This window comes from Streptomyces coelicoflavus (assembly GCF_003112555.1).
Taxonomy (GTDB): domain Bacteria; phylum Actinomycetota; class Actinomycetes; order Streptomycetales; family Streptomycetaceae; genus Streptomyces; species Streptomyces coelicoflavus.
On the sequence record NZ_BEWB01000003.1, the window covers coordinates 741,121 to 761,506 of the forward strand.

Consider the following 20,386-nt stretch of genomic DNA (forward strand, 5'->3'; position numbering starts at 1 on the left):
TACCTTTCCCAGTGTAGACAACTTGCCGGGCGGCAAGTAAGTGAGAGTGGCGCAGCGGTAGCTGGGGGAGTAGGAGAGATGGCGGACAAGACGGAGGCGGCGACCGGCGGAGCCGGCACCGTGAAGCAACCGAGGAGCGTACGGGTCGTCCTGCTCGCCCTCATGATCGCGATGATGCTCGCGATGCTCGACAACATGATCATCGGCACCGCGATGCCCACGATCGTCGGCGAGCTGGGCGGCCTGGAGCACCTCTCCTGGGTCGTCACCGCCTACACCCTGGCCACCGCGGCCTCCACCCCGCTGTGGGGCAAGCTCGGCGACATGTACGGGCGCAAGGGCGTCTTCATGACGTCGATCGTGATCTTCCTGGCCGGCTCGGCGCTCAGCGGCATGGCCCAGGACATGGGCCAGCTCATCGGCTTCCGCGCGATCCAGGGCCTGGGCGCCGGCGGTCTGATGGTCGGCGTCATGGCGATCATCGGCGACCTGATACCGCCCCGCGAGCGCGGCAAGTACCAGGGCATGATCGCCGGTGTCATGGCGCTCTCGATGATCGGCGGACCGCTGGTCGGCGGCACCATCACCGACAACTGGGGCTGGCGCTGGTCCTTCTACATCAACATCCCGCTCGGCGTGATCGCGCTGATCGCCATCAGCGCCGTACTGCACCTGCCGAAGAAGCGCAGCAAGGCGCGGATCGACTATCCGGGCGCCGTGCTGCTGACCGTCGGCATCACCGCCATCGTGCTCGTCACCACCTGGGGCGGCACCGAGTACGCCTGGACCTCGGCGCGGATCATGGAGCTGATCGGCATCGGCGTCGCCGCGCTGGTCGGGTTCGTGTTCTGGCAGACCAGGGCCGCGGAGCCGATCCTGCCGCTGCACATCTTCCGCAGCCGCAACTTCACGCTGATGTCGGTCATCGGCTTCATCGTCGGCTTCGTGATGTTTGGCGCCACCCTCTTCCTGCCGCTGTACCAGCAGTCGGTGCAGGGTGCGTCCGCCACCAACTCGGGCCTGCTGCTCCTGCCCATGCTGGGCGCGATGCTCGTCACGTCGATGGTCGCGGGCCGGGTCACCACCAACACCGGCCGCTACAAGATCTTCCCCGTCGCGGGCGGCGCACTGATGACGGTCGGCCTGTTCCTCCTGTCCACCATGGACACCGACACCACCCGCTTCACCTCCGGCCTGTACATGGCCGTCGTCGGCCTCGGCATGGGCTGCCTGATGCAGATCACGATGCTGGTGGCGCAGAACAGCGTGGAGATGAAGGACATGGGCGTCGCGTCCTCCTCCACCACCCTCTTCCGCACCCTCGGCTCCTCCTTCGGCGTCGCGATCATGGGCGCCCTGTTCAACAGCCGGGTCCAGGACGCCATGGCCGAGCGGGCTCCGGAGGGCGCCAGGGCGACGGAGCAGTCGGCGACGCTGACCGCGGACGCGCTGAACGCCCTGCCGGCGGCGGTCCGCGACGCCTACCAGCACGCGGTGTCCTCCGGCACCCACGGCGCGTTCCTGCTGGGCTCCGCGGTGGCGGTCCTCGCGCTGGTCGCGGCGTTCTTCGTCAAGGAGGTCCCGCTGAAGGGCGCGGGCCCGAAGCCGGCCGAGTCCCCGGCCGACGACGACCCCGCCACGGCGAAGGCGCCGGTGACCGAGGCGGTCTGACCGCGCGGCGAGCTGTCGCCCGCCCCCCCCTCGACAGGCCCCCGGGTGGATCGTTCACCCGGGGGCCTCGTCGTGCGCCGCATAGGCTGAGCCGCAGGCCTCCGGGGGTGATCACCGGGCCGGAGCCGGGGCCGGGGCCGACACAGGGACGGGGCAGGTGCATGGACACGGACGTGAACGGCAGGACCGGACCCCGTCGGCGCTCGGAGTGGGCCACCGCCGCCGGAACGGCTCTCCTCCCGGTCGCCGCGGTCGTCCTGGCGGGCGTGGAGGCCGCGTTGCCGTGGTGGGCGGTGACCGGACCGGCCGTGCTGACCGCCGGGCTCGCCGGCTGGGCCGGAGTACGGATCGGCCGCCGCCGAGCTGTACGGCGTGAAGCGCTGGAGCCGGGGGAGAAGGTCCTCGGCACCTACACCGTCCGGCCCCCGTACCGCGAGCACACGCCGCCCGCGGCGCACGAGGGGCCGCAGTACCAGTTGGTGGTGACCAGTCGCGGCCTTCAGATGTGGGAGCGCTCCGCGCTGCTGTGGCGCCACCCGTGGCCGGAGCTGCGCGTCCTCGCCGACGGCCCGCGCCTGCGCGTCCACCACGAGGGGCGCGAGGCCGCCCACCTGCTCCTCGAACCGCCGGGCGCCGCACGAGAGGTACGTCTCGTCGCCACCCGGCACGCGGCCGGTTGACGGAGTCGGTCACGGACGCGGCGACGACTCGTTCGCCTGGCCGACGCACTTGAACCGCACCGTCTCGCCCCGCCCGCCCGCTACCGCTCACCCCGCTCCGCCTGCCGGGCGAGGAACTCCTCGAACGCCGCCTTCTGCTTCGGGTCCATGAAGCCCTGGCGGACGTCGCGGGCCTTCTCCTCCAGCCAGTGCGCCTCGGCGGGGTCGATCAGCTCCGCGACCACCACGCCGTCGCGGACGACCGCCGTACGCCCACCGACGCGACGCCGGAAGAGCGTGAACGGCCCGAACTGCTCGGGGTGAGCCGGCTCAGGCCCCTCCGCCCGGTCTCCCGCCGGGTAGGCGGTGGGCGCCCAGTGCTCCCAGAGCGCCAGCGTCGCCGCAGGCACCAGCACCCCGTGCAGCAGGGGCCGGCCCCTGTCCCGCACGACCGTGACCATGACGGGCGCACCGGCGGCCGCGGCCAGCCCCAGCACCCGCTCCACCTCGTCGTTGACCGGATGGTTGACCTCTGCTTCGATCCGTATGCTCACGGCGGCTCAGGCTACGGGCATCCCGGTCCTGCCCCTGTGACACCCGCGTACAAGGGAGGTGCCGCACGCATGACCGAGCGGGATGCCGCGATCCGGATCGTCGAAGCAGAGCTGGAGCGCACCTACCGGAGGGAGTCGGCGGCGGGCCTCGCCCCCCTGCGCATGGCTGTGGCAGGCGTGGAGGCGCACGAGCTGGCGTGGATCGTCGACTGGACGTCCGAGGAGTACCTGCGGACCGGGGACGATCGGTTCCTGCTGGCCGGGAACGGGCCCTACCTGGTCGACCGCGTGGACGGAAGCCTCCACTCGATCGGCGTCCTCTCCGCCATGAGCGGGGCGTGGGAGGCGGACTACCGGGCCCGCATCCGGGGACAGACCGTGCGGAGCGCGGTGGACGATCTGCACGACGAGGTGCGGGCGGCGACGGTCGAACGGGGACGGGTCCACGCCATGCGCGTTCTTCGGCGGAGGGTGCCCGAACTGTCTCCCGCCCAGGCCGTCGCCTACGTGGCCGCCCTGAACACGGGCGCCGCACCGGCACGGCTCGTGGCGGTCGCCGCCGCGAGGCTGGTGCCGCCCGTGGATCCGGTCATGTCGGTGCGGACCATCCGCGGAGGGCGGCCCGCACCCGGTTGAGCCCCTCCGCCCTCCAGTGGTCCCGGTCGGGCATCTGGTCGTCCCGGCGCCAGCGCCAGGCCGAGAACAGCGCCCAGTTCAGGGCGCGGCACCGGTCGATAAGACCCTGGTCGGCCCCCGCGTAGTGCCGTCCCACCTCTTCGGGGGCGTGGGCGAGGTCGAACTCGACCGGCCCGCGGCAGCAGGTGGCGAGGTCGATGAAGAGCGGGCCCCGTTTCGTGTTGAGGAGGTTGCCCGGATGCGGTTCGCCGTGCAGCAGCTGGTCGCCGGTCCGGTCGGTGCCGATCGCGGCGCCCAGGCCGCCGAGGGTGTCGCCGAGGAATGCCCGGTCGGCGTCGGGCAGCTCGGGGGAGCGCTGCCGGTCGCCCACCTCCCTGAGGGCCGCGGCGACCCGCTCGGTGAAGTGCGGTGCAGTGGCCAGGTCGATCCGGCGCAGGGCGGCATGATGGCGTCGGAAGGCGTCCGCGTAGGCGGCCGGCGCGATCTCCGCGGGCAACGGTTCGTAGTAGGTCCAGAGCGAGACGGCGAAACCGTCCCGCACGTGGACCCGGGGGGCGACCCCGGGTGCGAGTTCACCCACCGGAGCGTCGGTCTCGGCGAGACGACGGGCGACCTCCACCTCGAACGCGGAGTCGGCCAGATGACCCACGGGCGCGACCCGCGCCAGTACGTCGCACGGGAGCAGGCGCAGCGCGACCCGGTCCGAGTCGTGGACGACGGCCACCTCGGTGACCCGAAGGTCCAGCTCCGCAGCGGTCGCCCGGGCCGCCTCGATCGCGCGGCGGAGCTCCGACGGCTCCATGTGGTCCCCCTCGATGTCGGCGCGGCACTCCTGACCCGGCGGGAAGCATGTCACGACGGGGCGGCACCGGCCTCGGGTTTTCCGGCCGCCGCAGGCGTCCAGCCGCCCCCCGGCACGTCAGCGTTTCGGGGACGCCTCCCGCGACGCCGACGGCGAAGCCGCCGCCCCGCCGTTCGACCGGTCCGGCAGCATCGGGTAGCTCCCCGTGTTCGTCGGCGCGTGTTCCGGGAGCCACAGGACGGCGACCGCGCCCTCGGCCGGTACGTGGGCGGGGGCGCCCGCCGGGCGGACGTTGCGGAAGGTGAGGCGGGCGCCCAGGACCCGGGCCTGACCGGCGGCGATGGTCAGGCCGAGGCCGTGTCCGCGGCCCGCCCGGTCCGTGCTGCCGGTGCGGAACCGGCTCGGTCCCTCGGCCAGCAGGTCCTCGGGGAAGCCCGGGCCGTGGTCCCGGACCCGGATCACCCGGCCCTCGACGCTCACCTCGACGGGCGAGCGGCCGTGCCGGGCGGCGTTGGCGAGCAGGTTGAACAGCACGCGCTCCAGGCGGCGCGGGTCGGTGGTGACCTCCGACTCGTGGATCACCCGCACCTCGACGGCCGGGTCCTTGGCGGCGACCCGCCGGGACACGAAGTGGCCGAGCATGATGTCCTGCAGCTCCGCCCGCTCCGAGGCCCCGTCGAGGCGGGCCACCTCCAGGACGTCCTCGACCAGCGTGCGCATCGCCTTCGCCCGGTCCAGGACCAGCTCGGTCGGCCGGCCCGGCGGCAGCAGTTCGGCGGCCGTGAGCAGGCCGGTCACCGGGGTGCGCAGCTCGTGCGCGATGTCCGCGGTGACCCGGCGCTCGGCCTCGATCCGCTGCTGCAACGCGTCCGCCATCGCGTCCACGGCACGCGCGACGTCGTCCGTCTCGTCCCGGACCACGCCGCCGATGGCGTCCCGCACCCGGACGTCCGCCTCGCCGCCCGCTACCCGGTTCGCGGCGGCGGCGGCCTTGCGCAGCCGGCGCGACAGCTGGCCGCCGATGAGCACGCCGAGCGCGCTGCCGCCGAGGACCACCGCGATCGAGCCGATGACCAGGGCCTGGTCCAGGTCGCTGAGGATGTCCGCGCTGCGGTCGGTGAAGCCGGAGTGCAGCGACATCACGTGCCCGTCCTTGAGCGGCACGGCGGCCCAGATGTCCGTCACGCCGTTCGCCCGCTCCGAGACGAACGTGGCGCGCCGCCCCGCCTCGACCTTGCGGCGCAGCTCCGGCGGCAGGGCGGGGTCGTCGATCTGGGCGTTGGGGAAGTTCTGCCGCCCGGACAGCTCGTAGTTGCGCTGCGCTATCAGGACCCGGTCGTCCGCGAGGTCACGGGCGTTGTCGAGCATCGAGACCCGGGCGGCGTTGTGCACGACCAGGCTCAGCGCGATCGCCACGAGCGCGCCGACCAGCGCGATGGCCGCGCTCAGCTTCCAGCGCAGCCCGGTGCGCACCCTGCGGGCGGCGAGACCGCGGGCGACGAGACCGCGCGCACGGGCGGCCGGGCCCGTACGCCCGCCCGGACGCGCTTGTCCACCCGGATCCGCGTACTCGTCCGGTCCCGCGTGCTCGTTCGGTCGCGCGCGTCCGCCCGGACCCGTGCGCCCGCCCGGTCCCACGTAGTCGCCCGGTCCCGCGTGCTCGCCCGGCCCCGTGTGGTCGTACGGGCGCCCCGGAGGCGAGGCGGTCCGGCGTCGGAAGAACCCCCGCATATCCCTGTATCCCCGCTCAGGCCTTCAACTTGTAGCCGAAGCCGCGGACCGTCTCGATCCGGTCCTGGCCGATCTTGGTGCGCAGCCGCTGCACATGCACGTCGACGACCCGGGTGTCCCCGCCCCAGCCGTAGTCCCACACGCGTTCCAGCAGCTTGTCGCGCGAGAGCACGGTGCCCGGCGCGGAGGAGAACTCCAGCAGCAGCCGCATCTCGGTCGGGGTGAGCCCCACCGGCCGCCCCGCCCGGCGCACCTCCATGCCGTCGGTGTCCACCTCTAGGTCGCCGAAGCTGAGCACGCCCCCCGTCTCCGCGGCGCCGCCCGCCTCCGCCCGTCCGCCGCCCCCGGCGTGGCCGAAGCGGCGCAGCACCGCCCGGATCCGGGCGACCAGCACGGCCCCGTCGAACGGCTTGGTCACGTAGTCGTCGGCGCCGGCCTCCAGGCCGAGCACGACGTCGATGGAGTCCGCCCGCGCCGACAGCATGATCACCGGCACTGTGGACTCGTCCCGGATACGGCGGCACAGGCTGACGCCGTCGAGGCCCGGGAGCATGACGTCGAGGAGGGCGATGTCGGGCCGGTCGGCCCGGAAGGACTCCAGGCCGGAGAGCCCGTCGGGCATCGCGGTGACCGCGAAACCGTCCCGCTCCAGGGCGAGCTGGGTGGCCTCGCGGATGACGTCGTCGTCCTCGACGAACAGGACGTGGGTCTGGTCTGCCATCCCGGTGCTCTCAGTCCTCATGGTGTGGTCGGGTCGAACGGGGTGCCGGACCGGCCGCGCACCGCCTCCACCCGGTCATCGGTGCGAGCGGGCCGATCGGTTCACGCCGGCCGGCGGGACGGGCGGGTCAGCCGTCCGGCTCGGGGGCCGGGGTGGGCGCGCTCCCCGCGGCCTTGCTGTAGTCGTTGTGGGTGCGGTACTCCTCGGTGAACCGGCCCGACGCCCAGCGGTACGTGATCACGTTGTCGCTGGACGGACTCGACACCGGGTCCTCCTTGTCGTACACCTGCTTGGTCACCACCAGGTCGCCGCGGTCGATCTCCGCGTAGACCGGCGGCGCCTCGGCCTTGAACACATTCTGGTATCCGCCGTCCTCCTCGCGGTACACGTAGCTGCCCACCCCCACCGTGTCACCGCAGGTCAGCACATTGACCACGACGTCGTCCACCGAGCCGCCGGTCAGCCTGCCGTAGGACACGTCGACGGGGTACTCGTCGGCGACGCACGGCTTCAGCTCGCGCTTGACCTCCGCGGAGACCTTGGGATCGGCCTTGACGAGCCGCACCGGGTCCACGCGGTCGGGGACCTTCGAAGGGGACGCCTTCGCCGCCGGCTCGGGGGACGGGGAGGCGGCGCCCCCCACCGTGTCCGCGTGGGCCGGGCCCTCGTCCCGGGCGCCGGTGCCGCCGGTCCCGCAGCCGGACAGGGAAACGCCGAGGGCGACGAACACGGCCACCGCCGCACTCGCCGCCTGCGTGGTTCTCCGGGGTTCCCCGGACGTGATCCGGGTCCCCCCGGACTTCCGACCGTCGGTCAGGCCGCGCAACGCTCCCGCTCCTCACGCTCCATCGCCCGTGCGTCCAGGTCGCGGGCGACCAGCTCCTCGCGGAGCCGGGCGAGCGCGCGGTGCAGCGTGCTCTTGACCGTTCCCGCCGACATGCCGAGGGCGGCGGCGGTCTCCTCCGTGGACATCTGCTCCCAGTGTCGCAGCACCACGACGCTGCGCTGCTTCGGGGCGAGCACCTTCAGGACGTCCATGAGCAGGGCGCGGTCCGCGTGCTGCTCGGTGGCGTCGTCCATGGGGGACTCGGGGAGCTGCTCGGTCGGCACCTCCTCCAGCTTCCGCGCCCGCCACCACTCGGTCCGCGTGTTGATCATGACCCGGCGCAGGTAGGCGTCCGCGAGCCGCTTGTCCTCGATGGTCTCCCAGCGCCCGTACGTCCGCGCCAGTGCGGTCTGGAGGAGGTCCTGGGCGTCGACGGGGTCGGGGACCAGGCGCCGGGCGCTGCGCAGCAGCGCGTCCTGCCGGGTGCGGACGTACTCCTCGAACTCGAGCACCTCGCCCATGTCAACCGCCTTCCGATCCCCGTTTGCCGACGGTGGTCATCCGCCGGCCCACTGACTGTGGTCCGTAGTCGTGCCGTGCCCTCTGGGCACGCAAACGAAGGTAGGGAAGCGTTGTCACGGCGCTGTGCGATGCAGCCTGCGGCGAACCCTCGGCTGTCCGTCGGTTGTGTAACGGAAGTAGGAACCGGGTAAATCGATGGCCCACTTGATGGCGACATCGGGCGATTTGCCCGGCGGTGCGGCTGTCACAGAGACACCCGAAGTCTCCGTGCCGACGGCGCGTCAGCTCAGCGGCAGCCGGTACAGCCCGTCCGCCAGCGGCTCCACCAGGCCGTCGGCCACGAGGCCGTCCAGGGCGCGGGCCCGCTGGACCGGCTCCTGCCACACCTGGTCCAGGGCCGCCTGCGGCACCGGTCCGGTCGCCTCGCGGAGCACCGCGAGCAGCCGCCCGCGCACCTGCCGGTCGGTGCCCGCGTACGTCTGGCCGCGCCGCGGCGGGCCGTCGTGCGCGGGCTTGCCGGCCAGCCGCCAGGCGCACCGGGCCGCGATCGGGCAGCGGTGGCACGACTCGTTCTTCGCCGTGCAGACCAGGGCACCCAGCTCCATCGAGGCGGCGGCCCAGCGGGCGGCGCTCGCCTCCTCGTCGGGCAGCAGCGCCCTCGCCAGCTTCCGCTCGGCGGCGGTGGTGGCGTTCGGCGGGTACTGCACGCCGGTGACCGCGCGGGCGAAGACCCGGCGGACGTTGGTGTCCAGTACGGCGTGCCGCTGGCCGTAGGCGAAGGAGGCGACCGCGGCGGCCGTGTACTCGCCGATGCCGGGCAGCGCGAGGAGCTGGGCGTGGTCGGCGGGCACGTCGCCGCCGTGCCGTTCCGTCATGGCCACGGCGGCGCCGTGCAGGCGCAGGGCACGGCGCGGGTAGCCGAGCCGGCCCCAGGCCCGCACGGCCTCACCGGGTGCCTCGGCGGCGAGGTCGGCGGGGCGCGGCCAGCGGGCCAGCCACTGCTCGTACACGGGCTGGACGCGGCTGACCGGGGTCTGCTGGAGCATGAACTCGCTGACCATCACGCCCCAGGCGCCGGCCTCCGGGCGCCGCCACGGCAGATCGCGGGCGTGATCGTCGAACCAGTCGATGACGGGGGCGTGCAGCGGCACGCCGGACGGGGCGGGGTCGGAGGGTCCGCCTGGCGAGGGCTTCGTGGGCGCAGTCATGACCCTCCGATCCTGCCACGGGAGGGCCTCCGCACGGGAACACCGCCACCCGGTGGCGGGCGGGGCACCTGACGATCGGCAGGGGCGCGCGGGGCGCTTCCGCTTGTAGCGTCGAGGCCATGCGCCCTGCCCGGCCGACCGACGACCCCGACTCCGACTCCGCCCCCGCTCCCGCTGCGAACGCGCTCGACGGCCGCAGGCCCCGGGCAGCCCGGACCGTGCCCGCCGGGACTGTGCCCGCCCGGACCGTGCCCGCCGACCGGGACGCGGCGCCCCGCGCGGCCACCTCTCCGGATGCCGCGGTGGCGCCGGACGGATGCGCTCCGCCCGGCGGGGAGGCCGGCCCCCGTGGGGGTGCGTCCCCGGGCCGGATCGGCGCGCGGGTGGGGAAAGGGGTCCTGTTCTGGGGCGCGCTCGCGCTGCCCGCGCTCGCCGCGGACCGGCTCGGCATGAACGAACCGCGTGCTCCGTGGCAGCAGCTGGCCGGGCTGGCGGTGCTCGCCGCCGCCGTCGCCACCTCCCGGCGGCAGCCGCTCGCCGCGTACGTCCTGGCCGCCGCGCTGGGGCTGGCCACCGCGCCCGCCCTGTTCAGCGTCTCCTACGGCCCCGCCCTCGGCGTCCTCGCCCTGCTGCTCGGCCTGCGCGCGCCGCGACCGCACCCGGCGGTCGCCGGGTTCCTGGGCGTCGGTGCCGCGGGCGCCGTGCGCATCGCCCTGGCCGGTGCCGACCCGGCGCCCGAGGCCTTCGTCCTGACAGGCACCCTGCTGTTCGGCAGCGTCTTCCCCTGGCTGGCCGGACGCTACTGGCGGCAGAGCCGGGCGCTGGCCGAGGCCGGCTGGCTCAGGGCGGCCCGGCTGGAGGAGCGGCAACGGCACGCCGAGGAACGGGCCACGCTGCGCGAACGGTCCCGCATCGCCCAGGACATGCACGACTGCCTGGGCCACGAGCTGAGCCTGCTCGCCCTGCGCGCGGGTGCCCTCCAGGTCGCCCCCGGCCTCGCCGCCGAGCACCGGGCCGCCGCGGCGGACCTGCGGGCCGCGGCCGCCGACGCCACCGACCACCTGCACCGCATCATCGGTGTCCTGCGCGAGGACGACGAACCCGTCCCGCTCGCCCCGCCGGGCGAGAGCGTCGAGGAACTCGTCGCCCGCGCCGCCGAGTCGGGGCTCCCCGTGCGGTGGGAGACCTCGCACCCCGCACCCCGGGTTCCGGAACCCGGCTCCCTCACCGAGCGGCTGCTGCACCGGATCGTGCGCGAGGCGCTGACCAACGCGGCCCGGCACGCGCCGGGCGCCCCCGTCGTCGTGGAGGTCGCCGGGCAGCCGTCCGGCACGACGGTCACCGTCACCAACGACCGTCCGACCGGGACCGGTTCCCGTTCGACGGGCGGCGGCACGGGCCTGCTGGGGCTGCGCGCCGCCGTGGCCTCGGTCGGCGGCGACTTCCGGGCGGGCCCGCACGGAGCGGGCTTCCGCGTCCGGGCACATGTCCCGGCCGGGCGGCCGGACCCCGGGTCCGTCCCCGACGGGGCCCCCGCTGCCCCGGCCGCTGCCGCTGCCGCTGCCCCGAGTCATCCGTCCCCTCCGTCCCCTCCCTCCCCTCCGTCCGCTCCCGCCGCCCCGTTCGCGCCCGCCGCCCCGTTGGCCCGCGCCCGCCGCCGGGTCGTCCTCGGTCTGGGCGCCGCGGCCGGTGCGGGACTGGTCCTGGTCGGCGTCGCGTTCGCCTGGTACGCCTACACCGAGACGCGCTCGGTGCTCCCCCCGAGCGCGTACGCGAAACTGCGCCCGGGCACGCCGTACGCCGAGGTCGCCGCCGTCCTGCCGGACCGGGAGGCCCACGACCCGCCGAGCGACCGTGCTCCGGCGCCGCCGGAGGGCGCCGACTGCCGCTACTACCGCGCCGGCGGCGAACTCCTCGTCTCCGTCGACCACTTCCGCCTCTGCTTCGACGCACGGGGGAACCTGGTCGCCAAGGACGTCGTGCCCGGCGCGGGACGACCCGACAACGACGAGGAGACCGCACGGTGATCCGGGTACTGCTGGCCGACGACGAGGCGATGGTGCGGGCCGGGGTGCGCGCCATCCTGGCGAGCGGAGACGAGAGCGAGGTCGTCGCCGAGGCGGGCGACGGCCGCGAGGCGGTCGAACTGGCCCTCGCGCACCGCCCGGACGTGGCCCTGCTGGACATCCGCATGCCCCGCCTGGACGGCATCGCGGCCGCGGCCGAGATCCTGCGGTCCGCCCCCGGCACCGCGGTCGCCATGCTCACCACCTTCTCCGAACAGGCCTACGTCAACCGCGCCCTGTCCGCCGGTGCCACGGGCTTCCTGCTCAAGTCCGGCGACCCCTACGAACTCATGGCCGGGGTACGGGCCGTCGCGGAGGGCGCCGCCTTCCTCTCGCCGAAGGTCGCCCGCTACGTCGTCGAGGACCTCGGCAGGAGCGCCGGCGGCGGCCGCCTCGCCCGCGAGGAGCGTGCCCGCCTGCGCGCGGGACGGCTGAGCCCCCGGGAACGCGAGGTCCTCGGCCTGGTGGGGGCGGGCCTGTCCAACCCGGAGATCGCCGCCCGGCTGCACCTGGTCGAGGGCACCGTGAAGGCGTACGTGAGCGCGGTCCTGGACCGGCTGGAGGTGCGCAACCGGGTCCAGGCGGCGATCGTCGCGTACGAGGCGGGCCTGGTCGAGACGGAGGTCTGAGCGAGGACCACCGGCAGGTCAACGCCGCCGGTGCGAGGGGGCGAAGCGGGCCGCCGGCGCGACGGCGGCCGGACCCGGCCCGGTCAGCCACCGTGCCACGGCCGCGTCGGATCCCCGCATCGTCCCGGCCAGCCGCGTCACCGCGCCCGTGCCCAGCCGCACGGCCACCACGGCGACGACGGCGCCCAGCAGCAGACCGGCGGCGACGTCGTGCGGGTAGTGGACGCCGACGAACACCCGGGAGAAGGCCATCAGCAGGGCGAGCGGCGCCGTCAGCAGGACGAGCGCACGCCGGACCAGCAGCAGGGCGACGGCCGAAGCTCCCGCGATCGTCGCGTGATTGCTGGGGAAGGACCAGTCGCCGGTCGCCGGGCACTCCACCAGGGACGCCGCCGCCCCGGAGACCGCCCGGCACGGACGTTCCTCCGTGAAACCGGACTTGAGCAGCTCACTGCACACATAGGCCAAAGCCGTGGCCAGAGGTGCAAGGACCGCGATGGCGAACGCCCGGCTGTCACCGCGTCGCGCGCGCCACCACACCAGGACGAAGAGCGCGCCGAAGACCAGGAGCCCCGCCTCCGTCCACAACTCCATCGTCCCCCGCACCCACCCAGGGGTGTCCCGGGCGAAATCGGTGATGTCGCGGTACAACTCGTCGTCTGAGAAGGTCATGCTCACGGACGGTAGGCGGGTGCCCGATACGGTCACACCCTGCGATCGACACGTGGGTCTCCTGTCGATCGACAGGGGTGGAGGCAGGTCTCCGGGATGATGATCCGTAAAAGTTGCGGGTCTCAACGGCGGGTGGGACAAGGGAACGCGCCGATCTCTCGTACAGTTTGCGCCGTGGGATCTCTGCGCAATCCGGTCGGGCCGCTTCCCTCCACCATCTACTGGCGACGGAGGGCCGTACTGCTGTCTCTTCTCGCCCTGTTGGCGCTACTGATCACCTGGATCGTGGTCGCCGGCGGCGGGGACGGCGGCAAGGGCGCCAAGGACGGGGCCGACGGCAAGAACCCGGCGCCGTCCATCACCCCGGGGCCCTCGGGCTCCGGCCCGGCGATCAGCCAGGCCCCGGGTGGACGCGACGAGTCGGGGGGCGGGGACTCCAACGGCTCGGGCTCCGGCTCGGGTTCGGGATCGGCCTCCGGCGGCGGCGACGGATCGGACGCCGGATCCGGGTCCGGCGGCGGAGAGTCCGGCGACGGATCGGGCGGCGGGGCCGGCGGGGGATCCGCGGGCGGTGCCGCGACGGGCGTCGGCGCGGGCGACGCGCTGCCGGCCGGGTCGGGACTGCCCAACTGCACGCCGGGAGCGGTGAAGTTGAGCCTGCGCAGCGTCCGCAACAACTACGCGCCGGGACAGACCCCGGCCTTCGAACTGACCGCGCGGAACACCTCGGGCAGCGACTGCAAGGTCGATCTCGGCCCGGAGCACGCGGTGTTCACCATCACCCCGGCCGGCGCGGACGACGCGTACTGGTCCTCCGACGACTGCGTCGAGGGCAAGGGCAGCCTGCGGTATCGGGTGGCCGCGGGCAGCGGCATCGCCTACACCGTGAAGTGGGACCGCAAGCCGAGCGCCCCCGAGTGCGGGACGCCTCCGGCGGGTTCCGCCAAGGCGGGCACCTACCTGGTGGAGGCCAAGGCGCCCGGCTTCGAGAAGGTACGGACGTCGTTCGTGCTCAAGAGCGACTGACCGTACGCGCCCCGGGGGCTCAGACGTAACGCTCGGGCTCAGACGTAACGCTCGGGCTCAGACGTAACGCTCGGGCTCAGACGTAACGCTCGGGCTCAGACGTAACGCTCGAGGATCGACGACTCCGCCAGCCGCGACAGCCCCTCGCGCACGCTGCGTGCCCGCGCCTCGCCGACGCCGTCCACCGTCTGGAGGTCGTCGACGCTGGCGGCGAGCAGCTTCTGGAGACCGCCGAAGTGCTCCACCAGCCGGTCGATGATCGCGCCGGGCAGCCGCGGCACCTTGGCCAGCAGCCGGAAACCGCGCGGCGACACCGCCGAGTCCAGCGTCTCGGGCGAGCCGGTGTAACCCAATGCCCGGGCCACCATGGGCAGTTCCAGCAGCTCGGCGTGGCTGAGCTTGTCCAGCTCGACGAGCGCCTCCGCGACCGTACGGGACCGCTTCGCGGTCGGCTCGGGCACGTAGTCCCGCACGACCAGCTCGCGCTCGGGCTCCACACCAGCGATCAGCTCGTCCAGCTGCAGGGCAAGGAGCCGTCCGTCCGTCCCCAGCTCCACCACGTACTCGGCGATCTCGGTGGCGATCGTGCGGACCATCTCCAGGCGCTGCGAGACCGCCGAGACGTCCCGGACCGTCACCAGGTCCTCGATCTCCAGCGCCGAGAGCGTGCCCGCGACCTCGTCGAGCCGCAGCTTGTACCGCTCCAGGGTGGCCAGGGCCTGGTTGGCCCGGGACAGGATGGCGGCGGAGTCCTCGAGGACCCGACGCTGCCCGTCCACGTACAGCGCGATCAGCCGCATGGACTGCGAGACCGACACGACGGGGAACCCGACCTGCTTGCTGACCCGGTCCGCCGTGCGGTGCCGGGTGCCGGTCTCCTCCGTGGGGATGGTCGGGTCCGGGAGGAGCTGCACCCCCGCCCGCAGGATCTTCGACAGGTCCGAGGACAGCACGATGCCGCCGTCCAGCTTGCACAGCTCGCGCAGCCGGGTCGCGGTGAACTCGACGTCCAGCACGAATCCGCCCGTGCACATCTGCTCGACGGTCTTGTCGGAACCCAGCACGATCAGACCGCCGGTGTTCCCGCGCAGGACCCGCTCCAGGCCGTCGCGCAGGGACGTGCCGGGCGCCACGGCGCTCAGTGAGGCGCGCATCAGGCCATCGGCACCGGCACTCCCACCGGACTTTCCGGGAGCTGCTGCCCGGTCGTTGGCTGCCACTGCACTCCTCCGGTCGCAGGTTCTTCTGGCACTCCCGTGTCGCACATTCGGTCGTACGGACGGGCGAGACCAGGGCAAAGTCTACCGGCGGTCCCCCTCGTCCCGTGGGGCCTCTCGGCGACGCGAGCGCGGAAGCACCCGCAGGGCGTCTCCCATGTCCGCGACTTCCAGGACCTTCATGCCGTCAGGGACCCTGCCCGGATCGGCCGGCACCAGGGCGTGCGTGAAGCCCAGCCGGTGCGCCTCGGAGAGCCTGCGCTGCACCCCCGTGACCCGTCTCACCTCTCCGGCGAGGCCGACCTCGCCGATCGCGACGAGGTTCTTGGGCAGCGGGGTGTCACTGGCCGCACTCGCCAGCGCCAGCGCGACGGCGAGGTCGGCGGCCGGCTCGGAGAGCTTCACGCCGCCGACCGTCGCACTGTAGATGTCCCTCTTGCCCAGGGCGCTGATGCGGCCGCGCTGCTCGAGGACGGCCAGCATCATCGACACCCGCGAGGTCTCGAGTCCGGAGGTCGTGCGCCTGGGGGAGGGGATCTGCGAGTCGACGGTCAGCGCCTGCACCTCGGCGACCAGCGGCCGGCGCCCCTCCAGGGTGACGGTCAGACAGGTGCCGGGCACCGGCTCGGCCCGCCGGGTGAGGAACAGCCCGCTGGGGTCGGCGAGCCCGGTGATCCCCTCGTCGTGCAGCTCGAAGCAGCCGACCTCGTCCGTCGTCCCGTACCGGTTCTTGACGCCCCGCACCAGCCGCAGCCGCGCGTGCCGGTCGCCCTCGAAGTGCAGCACGACGTCCACCAGGTGCTCGAGCAGCCGGGGCCCGGCGATGGCCCCGTCCTTGGTGACGTGGCCCACGAGGAGCGTGGACATGCCGCGCTCCTTGGAGGCCCGGATCAGCGCGCCCGCGACCTCCCGCACCTGCGCCATGCCGCCCGGGGCACCGTCGATCTCGGGGGAGGCCACCGTCTGCACGGAGTCCAGGATCAGCAGCGACGGCTTCACGGCGTCCAGGTGCCCGAGCACCGCGGCGAGGTCGGTCTCGGCGGCGAGGTACAGATGGTCGTCGATGGCGTGGATCCGGTCGGCCCGCAGCCGCACCTGGCTCGCCGACTCCTCACCGGTGACGTAGAGCGTCCGGTGCTCGTCGCTCGCGGACTTGGCCGCCACGTCGAGGAGCAGCGTGGACTTGCCGACGCCCGGCTCACCCGCGACCAGCACCACGGCCCCGGGCACCAGACCCCCGCCGAGCACCCGGTCCAGCTCGGGCACGCCGGTGGAGCGGGCGGTCGCCTGCCGTCCGTCGACCTGTCCGATCGGCACCGCGGACGTGGTCACGCGCCCCGGCGTGGTTGTGCGCACGGCGGGCGCGCCGTACTCCTCGACCGTGCCCCACGCCTGGCATTCGGGGCAGCGGCCGAGCCACTTGGCCGTCTGCCAGCCGCACTCGGTGCAGCGGTAGGACGGCCGTTCCTTGGCGGACTTCGTACGGGCAGCCATGCACGAACCGTAACCGCCGCCACTGACAGCGGACCCCGCGGTCCGCCTCCCGCCCGGTCCGCCCGGTCCGCCAGGCCTGCCCGGCCCGCCCGGTCCGCCAGGCCCGCCCGGTCCGCCGTGGGCGCCCCCGCGGGTGGGCACGAACGCCCCTCGACGGCCACGAACGGACGACCGCGACCCTGCCCCGGCCACGGAAGCGCAGCTTCCTGTCCCCTTATGAGGGATCGTTTCACCCGTACGGATTAAAAGTGCCCAACGCGCCAGTTCGCGCCACCCATAGCCCCCTACGGTCGCCGAGTGATGAGGAGCAGTCCGGAAACCACGACCCGCACGACCGGCGCACACCGGGCGCACCGGGAAGCGCGTGACCGCACCGCGGCGAGGGTGCCGGCCCAGCCGCCGGCGCAGCGTCCGCCCGCGCGGTACGCCGCGTACGACGCGTATCTGGACGGCCTGTTCACGTACTGCCTGTCCGTGCTCTGCGACCACGGCGCCGCGACCGCCGCCCTGGGCGACGTCCTCGCGCTCGCCGAGCGCCGCGGCCACCGCGGCCCCGCCGCCGCGGCCGACCGCAGGGCCTGGCTGTACGCGCTGGCCCGCTGGGCCTGTCTGCGCAAGCTGGCCGAGGCCAAGCAGAAACGTCCGAGCAGCCACGCGGCGGGCCGCCCCGCCCCCGCGCCCGGCACCGCCCCCACGGCACCCGCGGCCCCCGCGCCCCCCGTCCACGACGAGGCCCACGCGCGGCACCGCAGCGAGCTCGCCCTCCTCGCCTGGCCCGAGGCCGCCGGCACCACCCCCGAGCAGCGCGAGGCCCTCGAACTGGCCGTGCGCCACCACCTCGCCCCGCAGGAGGTGGCCGCCGTCCTCGGCATGGACCTGGCCGCCGCCCGCGAACTGCTCGCCTCCGCCGCCTGCGAGGTGGAGCGCACCCGCGCCGCCCTCGCCGTGGTCGAGACCGGCACCTGCGCGGGCGTCGCCCGCCTCACCGGCGACAACCGCTACGTCCTCAGCAGCGCCCTGCGCCGTGAGCTGGTCCGGCACGTGGACGACTGCCCGCGCTGCCGCCGTACCGCCGAGCGCGCGATCCCCGGCCGCTGGCCCGGCACCAGCGTCACCCCCGCCGAGCTGCCCGTCCTGGAGGCGCCCCGCACCGCCCTGCACGGAGCCCCGGCCCACGCTTCGCGCGCGCGGGGCAACGCCCCCCGCTTCGACCGGCGCGGCTTCCCGATGGACCCCAAGGACCGCGCCGCCCGGCGGGACCGCCTGCGCGCGCGTGCCGTCACCACCACCGTCGTCGCCACCGTCGTGGCGGCCCCGGTGCTCGCCCTGTGGGCGGCCTACCGGGGCACCCCCGTCGTCGAGGGCGAGGAAGGCCGCTCGGCCAGCGCCAGCGAGGCACAGGACCCGGACGGTCTGAGTGGCGAGTCGGCGGGCGGCGGCTACGGCTACGAGAACGCGGGCAACGCGAGCACCACCCCGGGCACCGGCTTCGGCAAGAACGGCGGGGCCGACGTCTCCGTGGAGGTCGTCGGCGTCTCCGGCGCAGGCGAGAAGGGGACCGGCCACCTGAAGGTGACGGCCGGCCACGACGGCGACACCACGCTGGTCACCCTGACCGCGAACGGCGACGCCCCGGTGCGCTGGTCCGCGTCCGTCGGCGCCTCCTGGCTCTACCTGAGCCAGTCCTCGGGCACCCTGCGCCCCGGCGAGTCCGTGACGGTCCGGGTGTACGTCGACCACCTGCGCGAGCCGTCCGGCCACTGGAGCGCGCGGGTGTCCGTCTCGCCCGCGGGCGCCGTCGTGACCATCGAGGGCTACGGCCCCGCGCCCACCCCGCCCCGGGCGGGCCCGCGTCCCAGCACGCCCGGCGACACCACGTCCCCGTCCCACCCGGGCCAGAGCCCGGACCCGGACCCGTCCACCCCGCCGCCGACCGGCCCGGACCCGACGCCCACCGACGACCCGTCGCCGACCTCGCCCGACCCGGACCCGACGACCGGCGAGCCGTCCCCGACCGGCGGTCCGGACGGCTCCTCACCACCGCCGGGCGACGGCGACAGCGGCGCCCCGAGCCCGTCCGGCACCCCGTAGGGACTCCCGGACCGGGGGTGTCAGCGGGCCGGATCCGCCGGATGCGGTGCCAGCAGCGGCAGCTGCGAGGCCAGCCGCTCCTCGCACAGCTCGACCAGCCGGTCGTACCCCGCCTTGCCCATCAGCTCGATCAGCTCCGGCCGGTAGGACACGTACACCGGGTCCCCCGCGCCGTGCGCCGAGGTCGCCGAGGTGCACCACCAGTGCAGGTCGTGCCCGCCGGGCCCCCAGCCCCGTCGGTCGTACTCACCGATCGACACCTGGAGCACGCGCGTGTCGTCGGGCCGGTCGATCCACTCGTACGTCCGCCGCACCGGCAGCTGCCAGCACACGTCCGGCTTGGTCTCCAGCGGCTCCCGGCCCTCCTTCAGCGCCAGGATGTGCAGCGAGCAGCCCGCACCCCCGGAGAATCCCGGCCGGTTCTGGAAGATGCAGGAGCCCTGGAAGGGCCGGGTCTGCCGGGAGCCCTCGTCGTCCTCGGAGGTCCAGCCGTTCCGCGTGCCCTCGGCGTGGTGCTGCCAGATGTCCGGGGTGAGCCTCGCCACATGCCCGGCGACCCGCTTCTCGTCGTCCTCGTCGGAGAAGTGCGCGCCCAGCGAGCAGCACCCGTCGTCCGCGCGGCCCGCCTGGATGCCCTGGCAGCCGCTGCCGAAGATGCAGTTCCAGCGGGAGGTCAGCCATGTCAGATCGCAGCGGAAGACCTGCTCGTCGTCCGCCGGATCCGGGAACTCCACCCACGCGCGCGCGAAGTCGAGCCCCTTCTCGTCGCCCGCGATGTGCTTCTTGTCCTTCTTGGCCGACTTTTCGTCCTTCGCCTTTTTCGTCTTTGGCACGGCTCCAGGGTAAGTCGCCGGACCGGAAGGACGGGACCACGGCGGGCGCCGTCGGCAGTAGCGTTCCGTACATGAGACTCGGTGTCCTCGACGTGGGTTCGAACACGGTGCATCTGCTGGTGGTGGACGCGCACCCCGGCGCCCGCCCGCTGCCCGCCCACTCGTACAAGGTGGAACTGCGCCTCGCCCAGCTCCTCGACGAGGACGGGGCGATCGGCCCCGACGGCGTCGACCGGCTGGTCGCGGTCGTCAGGGAGGCGCTCCAGGCCGCCGAGGACAAGGGTGTGGAGGACCTGCTGCCGTTCGCCACCTCGGCCGTGCGCGAGGCGAGCAACGCCGACGACGTCCTCGAACGCGTGCGGGACGACACCGGCGTCGAGCTGACCGTCCTCACCGGCGCCGAGGAGGCCCGGCTCACCTTCCTCGCCGCGCGCCGCTGGTTCGGCTGGTCCGCGGGCAGGCTGCTGGTCCTCGACATCGGCGGCGGCTCCCTGGAGATCGCCTACGGCATCGACGAGGAACCGGACGCCGCCGTGTCGCTGCCGCTCGGCGCGGGCCGGCTGACCGCGGCCCGGCTGCCCGACGACCCGCCCCACCCGGACGACGTCAGGGCGCTGCGCCGCCACGTCCGTACGGAGATCGCCCGGACGGTCGGCGAGTTCAGCCGCCTCGGCGCCCCCGACCACGTGGTCGCCACGTCGAAGACCTTCCGGCAGCTGGCCCGGATCGCCGGCGCCGCCCGTTCCGCCGAGGGCCTCTACGTCCAGCGCGAGCTGAAGCGCGCCTCCCTGGAGGCCTGGGTGCCCCGCCTGGCCGCCATGACCGGCGCCGAACGCGCCGAACTCCCCGGCGTCTCCGAGGGCCGGGCGAACCAGCTCCTGGCCGGCGCCCTGGTGGCCGAGGCCGCGATGGACCTCTTCCACGTGGAGAGCCTGGACATCTGCCCGTGGGCGCTGAGGGAGGGCGTGATCCTGCGGCGCCTGGATCACATGGGCCAGGGATAGACGCGCCCCTGAAAGGGGCGCGGG

Annotated in this window: 19 protein-coding genes; 8 read left to right on the top strand and 11 right to left on the bottom strand. The window is 74.2% G+C overall.

The window, feature by feature from the left end; translation table 11 throughout:
• Positions 1 to 78: 78 nt before the first annotated feature.
• Together Sco07f_RS08430 and Sco07f_RS08435 are read left to right on the top strand one after the other, a co-directional pair.
• Entirely contained in the window at positions 79 to 1,671 is a 1,593-nt protein-coding gene (locus Sco07f_RS08430; protein ID WP_108987394.1) for an MDR family MFS transporter, read from the top strand.
• 161 nt (positions 1,672 to 1,832) lie between these two features.
• On the top strand, positions 1,833 to 2,351 hold the full coding sequence (locus Sco07f_RS08435; protein WP_174855320.1) for a hypothetical protein: 519 nt from the start codon (positions 1,833 to 1,835) through the stop codon (positions 2,349 to 2,351).
• Between the two features lie 80 nt (positions 2,352 to 2,431).
• On the opposite strand, the gene Sco07f_RS08440 is transcribed toward Sco07f_RS08435, so the two are convergent.
• Positions 2,432 to 2,884 (bottom strand): hypothetical protein, encoded by a 453-nt coding sequence (locus tag Sco07f_RS08440; RefSeq protein ID WP_007452269.1) that lies wholly within the window; start codon positions 2,882 to 2,884, stop codon positions 2,432 to 2,434.
• 69 nt (positions 2,885 to 2,953) lie between these two features.
• Here Sco07f_RS08440 and Sco07f_RS08445 point away from each other — a divergent pair, with 69 nt between their 5' ends.
• Positions 2,954 to 3,520: a YrhB domain-containing protein gene (locus Sco07f_RS08445; RefSeq protein ID WP_108987395.1), complete on the top strand. Its 567-nt coding sequence runs from the start codon at positions 2,954 to 2,956 to the stop codon at positions 3,518 to 3,520.
• Here Sco07f_RS08445 and Sco07f_RS08450 read toward each other — a convergent pair.
• From Sco07f_RS08450 to Sco07f_RS08475, 6 genes are all read right to left on the bottom strand, one after another.
• Positions 3,474 to 4,322: an aminoglycoside phosphotransferase/kinase family protein gene (locus Sco07f_RS08450; protein ID WP_108987396.1), complete on the bottom strand. Its 849-nt coding sequence runs from the start codon at positions 4,320 to 4,322 to the stop codon at positions 3,474 to 3,476. The genes Sco07f_RS08445 and Sco07f_RS08450 overlap by 47 nt on opposite strands.
• Before the next feature lie 117 nt (positions 4,323 to 4,439).
• Positions 4,440 to 6,053 carry a two-component system sensor histidine kinase CseC gene (cseC, locus tag Sco07f_RS08455; protein ID WP_108987397.1) on the bottom strand — a complete coding sequence of 538 codons (1,614 nt, stop codon included), beginning with the start codon at positions 6,051 to 6,053 and terminating at the stop codon, positions 4,440 to 4,442.
• Positions 6,054 to 6,069: 16 nt separating this feature from the next.
• Positions 6,070 to 6,774, bottom strand: coding sequence for a two-component system response regulator CseB (gene cseB, locus Sco07f_RS08460; RefSeq protein WP_007452276.1), 705 nt, complete (start codon positions 6,772 to 6,774; stop codon positions 6,070 to 6,072).
• A gap of 127 nt (positions 6,775 to 6,901) precedes the next feature.
• Positions 6,902 to 7,600, bottom strand: a complete 699-nt coding sequence (locus Sco07f_RS08465) for a hypothetical protein (protein ID WP_203604382.1) — start codon at positions 7,598 to 7,600, stop codon at positions 6,902 to 6,904.
• Positions 7,588 to 8,121 carry a SigE family RNA polymerase sigma factor gene (locus tag Sco07f_RS08470; protein WP_007452279.1) on the bottom strand — a complete coding sequence of 178 codons (534 nt, stop codon included), beginning with the start codon at positions 8,119 to 8,121 and terminating at the stop codon, positions 7,588 to 7,590. The genes Sco07f_RS08465 and Sco07f_RS08470 overlap by 13 nt, the downstream gene beginning before the upstream one ends.
• A gap of 282 nt (positions 8,122 to 8,403) precedes the next feature.
• Positions 8,404 to 9,330: an HhH-GPD family protein gene (locus tag Sco07f_RS08475; protein ID WP_108987398.1), complete on the bottom strand. Its 927-nt coding sequence runs from the start codon at positions 9,328 to 9,330 to the stop codon at positions 8,404 to 8,406.
• A gap of 119 nt (positions 9,331 to 9,449) precedes the next feature.
• Between Sco07f_RS08475 and Sco07f_RS08480 the strand changes: the two genes are divergently transcribed.
• Entirely contained in the window at positions 9,450 to 11,357 is a 1,908-nt protein-coding gene (locus tag Sco07f_RS08480) for a sensor histidine kinase (protein ID WP_280524560.1), read from the top strand.
• Entirely contained in the window at positions 11,354 to 12,025 is a 672-nt protein-coding gene (locus tag Sco07f_RS08485; RefSeq protein ID WP_007442373.1) for a response regulator transcription factor, read from the top strand. The genes Sco07f_RS08480 and Sco07f_RS08485 overlap by 4 nt, the downstream gene beginning before the upstream one ends.
• Positions 12,026 to 12,043: 18 nt before the next feature.
• Here the strand turns inward: Sco07f_RS08485 and Sco07f_RS08490 are convergent, their stop codons facing one another.
• Positions 12,044 to 12,697 carry a phosphatase PAP2 family protein gene (locus Sco07f_RS08490; RefSeq protein ID WP_174855321.1) on the bottom strand — a complete coding sequence of 218 codons (654 nt, stop codon included), beginning with the start codon at positions 12,695 to 12,697 and terminating at the stop codon, positions 12,044 to 12,046.
• 174 nt (positions 12,698 to 12,871) lie between these two features.
• On the opposite strand from Sco07f_RS08490, the gene Sco07f_RS40085 reads away from it, so the two are divergent.
• Positions 12,872 to 13,723, top strand: a complete 852-nt coding sequence (locus Sco07f_RS40085) for a hypothetical protein (RefSeq protein WP_167468052.1) — start codon at positions 12,872 to 12,874, stop codon at positions 13,721 to 13,723.
• Positions 13,724 to 13,818: 95 nt separating this feature from the next.
• Here the strand turns inward: Sco07f_RS40085 and disA are convergent, their stop codons facing one another.
• Entirely contained in the window at positions 13,819 to 14,943 is a 1,125-nt protein-coding gene (gene disA, locus Sco07f_RS08505; RefSeq protein ID WP_007452217.1) for a DNA integrity scanning diadenylate cyclase DisA, read from the bottom strand.
• Positions 14,944 to 15,024: 81 nt separating this feature from the next.
• Positions 15,025 to 16,434: a DNA repair protein RadA gene (radA, locus tag Sco07f_RS08510; protein WP_054100914.1), complete on the bottom strand. Its 1,410-nt coding sequence runs from the start codon at positions 16,432 to 16,434 to the stop codon at positions 15,025 to 15,027.
• A gap of 300 nt (positions 16,435 to 16,734) precedes the next feature.
• Here radA and Sco07f_RS08515 point away from each other — a divergent pair, with 300 nt between their 5' ends.
• Complete coding sequence (locus Sco07f_RS08515; protein WP_054100913.1) at positions 16,735 to 18,525, top strand: BACON domain-containing protein; 1,791 nt, start codon at positions 16,735 to 16,737, stop codon at positions 18,523 to 18,525.
• Between the two features lie 20 nt (positions 18,526 to 18,545).
• Here the strand turns inward: Sco07f_RS08515 and Sco07f_RS08520 are convergent, their stop codons facing one another.
• On the bottom strand, positions 18,546 to 19,358 hold the full coding sequence (locus Sco07f_RS08520; RefSeq protein WP_007453317.1) for a DUF3109 family protein: 813 nt from the start codon (positions 19,356 to 19,358) through the stop codon (positions 18,546 to 18,548).
• A gap of 71 nt (positions 19,359 to 19,429) precedes the next feature.
• Between Sco07f_RS08520 and Sco07f_RS08525 the strand changes: the two genes are divergently transcribed.
• A complete protein-coding gene (locus Sco07f_RS08525) occupies positions 19,430 to 20,362 on the top strand; it encodes a Ppx/GppA family phosphatase (protein ID WP_007453310.1) in 933 nt (310 codons plus the stop codon).
• Positions 20,363 to 20,386: the final 24 nt, after the last annotated feature.

Excerpts from the sequence above, each read along its gene's own strand:
- radA (WP_054100914.1), bottom strand. The coding sequence starts at position 16,434 with ATGGCTGCCCGTACGAAGTCCGCCAAGGAACGGCCGTCCTACCGCTGC.
- Sco07f_RS08490 (WP_174855321.1), bottom strand. The coding sequence starts at position 12,697 with ATGACCTTCTCAGACGACGAGTTGTACCGCGACATCACCGATTTCGCC.
- Sco07f_RS08435 (WP_174855320.1), top strand. The coding sequence starts at position 1,833 with ATGGACACGGACGTGAACGGCAGGACCGGACCCCGTCGGCGCTCGGAG.
- Sco07f_RS08445 (WP_108987395.1), top strand. The coding sequence starts at position 2,954 with ATGACCGAGCGGGATGCCGCGATCCGGATCGTCGAAGCAGAGCTGGAG.
- Sco07f_RS08470 (WP_007452279.1), bottom strand. The coding sequence starts at position 8,121 with ATGGGCGAGGTGCTCGAGTTCGAGGAGTACGTCCGCACCCGGCAGGAC.
- Sco07f_RS08450 (WP_108987396.1), bottom strand. The coding sequence starts at position 4,322 with ATGGAGCCGTCGGAGCTCCGCCGCGCGATCGAGGCGGCCCGGGCGACC.
- cseB (WP_007452276.1), bottom strand. The coding sequence starts at position 6,774 with ATGGCAGACCAGACCCACGTCCTGTTCGTCGAGGACGACGACGTCATC.
- Sco07f_RS08475 (WP_108987398.1), bottom strand. The coding sequence starts at position 9,330 with ATGACTGCGCCCACGAAGCCCTCGCCAGGCGGACCCTCCGACCCCGCC.
- cseC (WP_108987397.1), bottom strand. The coding sequence starts at position 6,053 with ATGCGGGGGTTCTTCCGACGCCGGACCGCCTCGCCTCCGGGGCGCCCG.
- Sco07f_RS08480 (WP_280524560.1), top strand. The coding sequence starts at position 9,450 with ATGCGCCCTGCCCGGCCGACCGACGACCCCGACTCCGACTCCGCCCCC.
- Sco07f_RS08525 (WP_007453310.1), top strand. The coding sequence starts at position 19,430 with ATGAGACTCGGTGTCCTCGACGTGGGTTCGAACACGGTGCATCTGCTG.
- Sco07f_RS08515 (WP_054100913.1), top strand. The coding sequence starts at position 16,735 with ATGAGGAGCAGTCCGGAAACCACGACCCGCACGACCGGCGCACACCGG.
- Sco07f_RS08430 (WP_108987394.1), top strand. The coding sequence starts at position 79 with ATGGCGGACAAGACGGAGGCGGCGACCGGCGGAGCCGGCACCGTGAAG.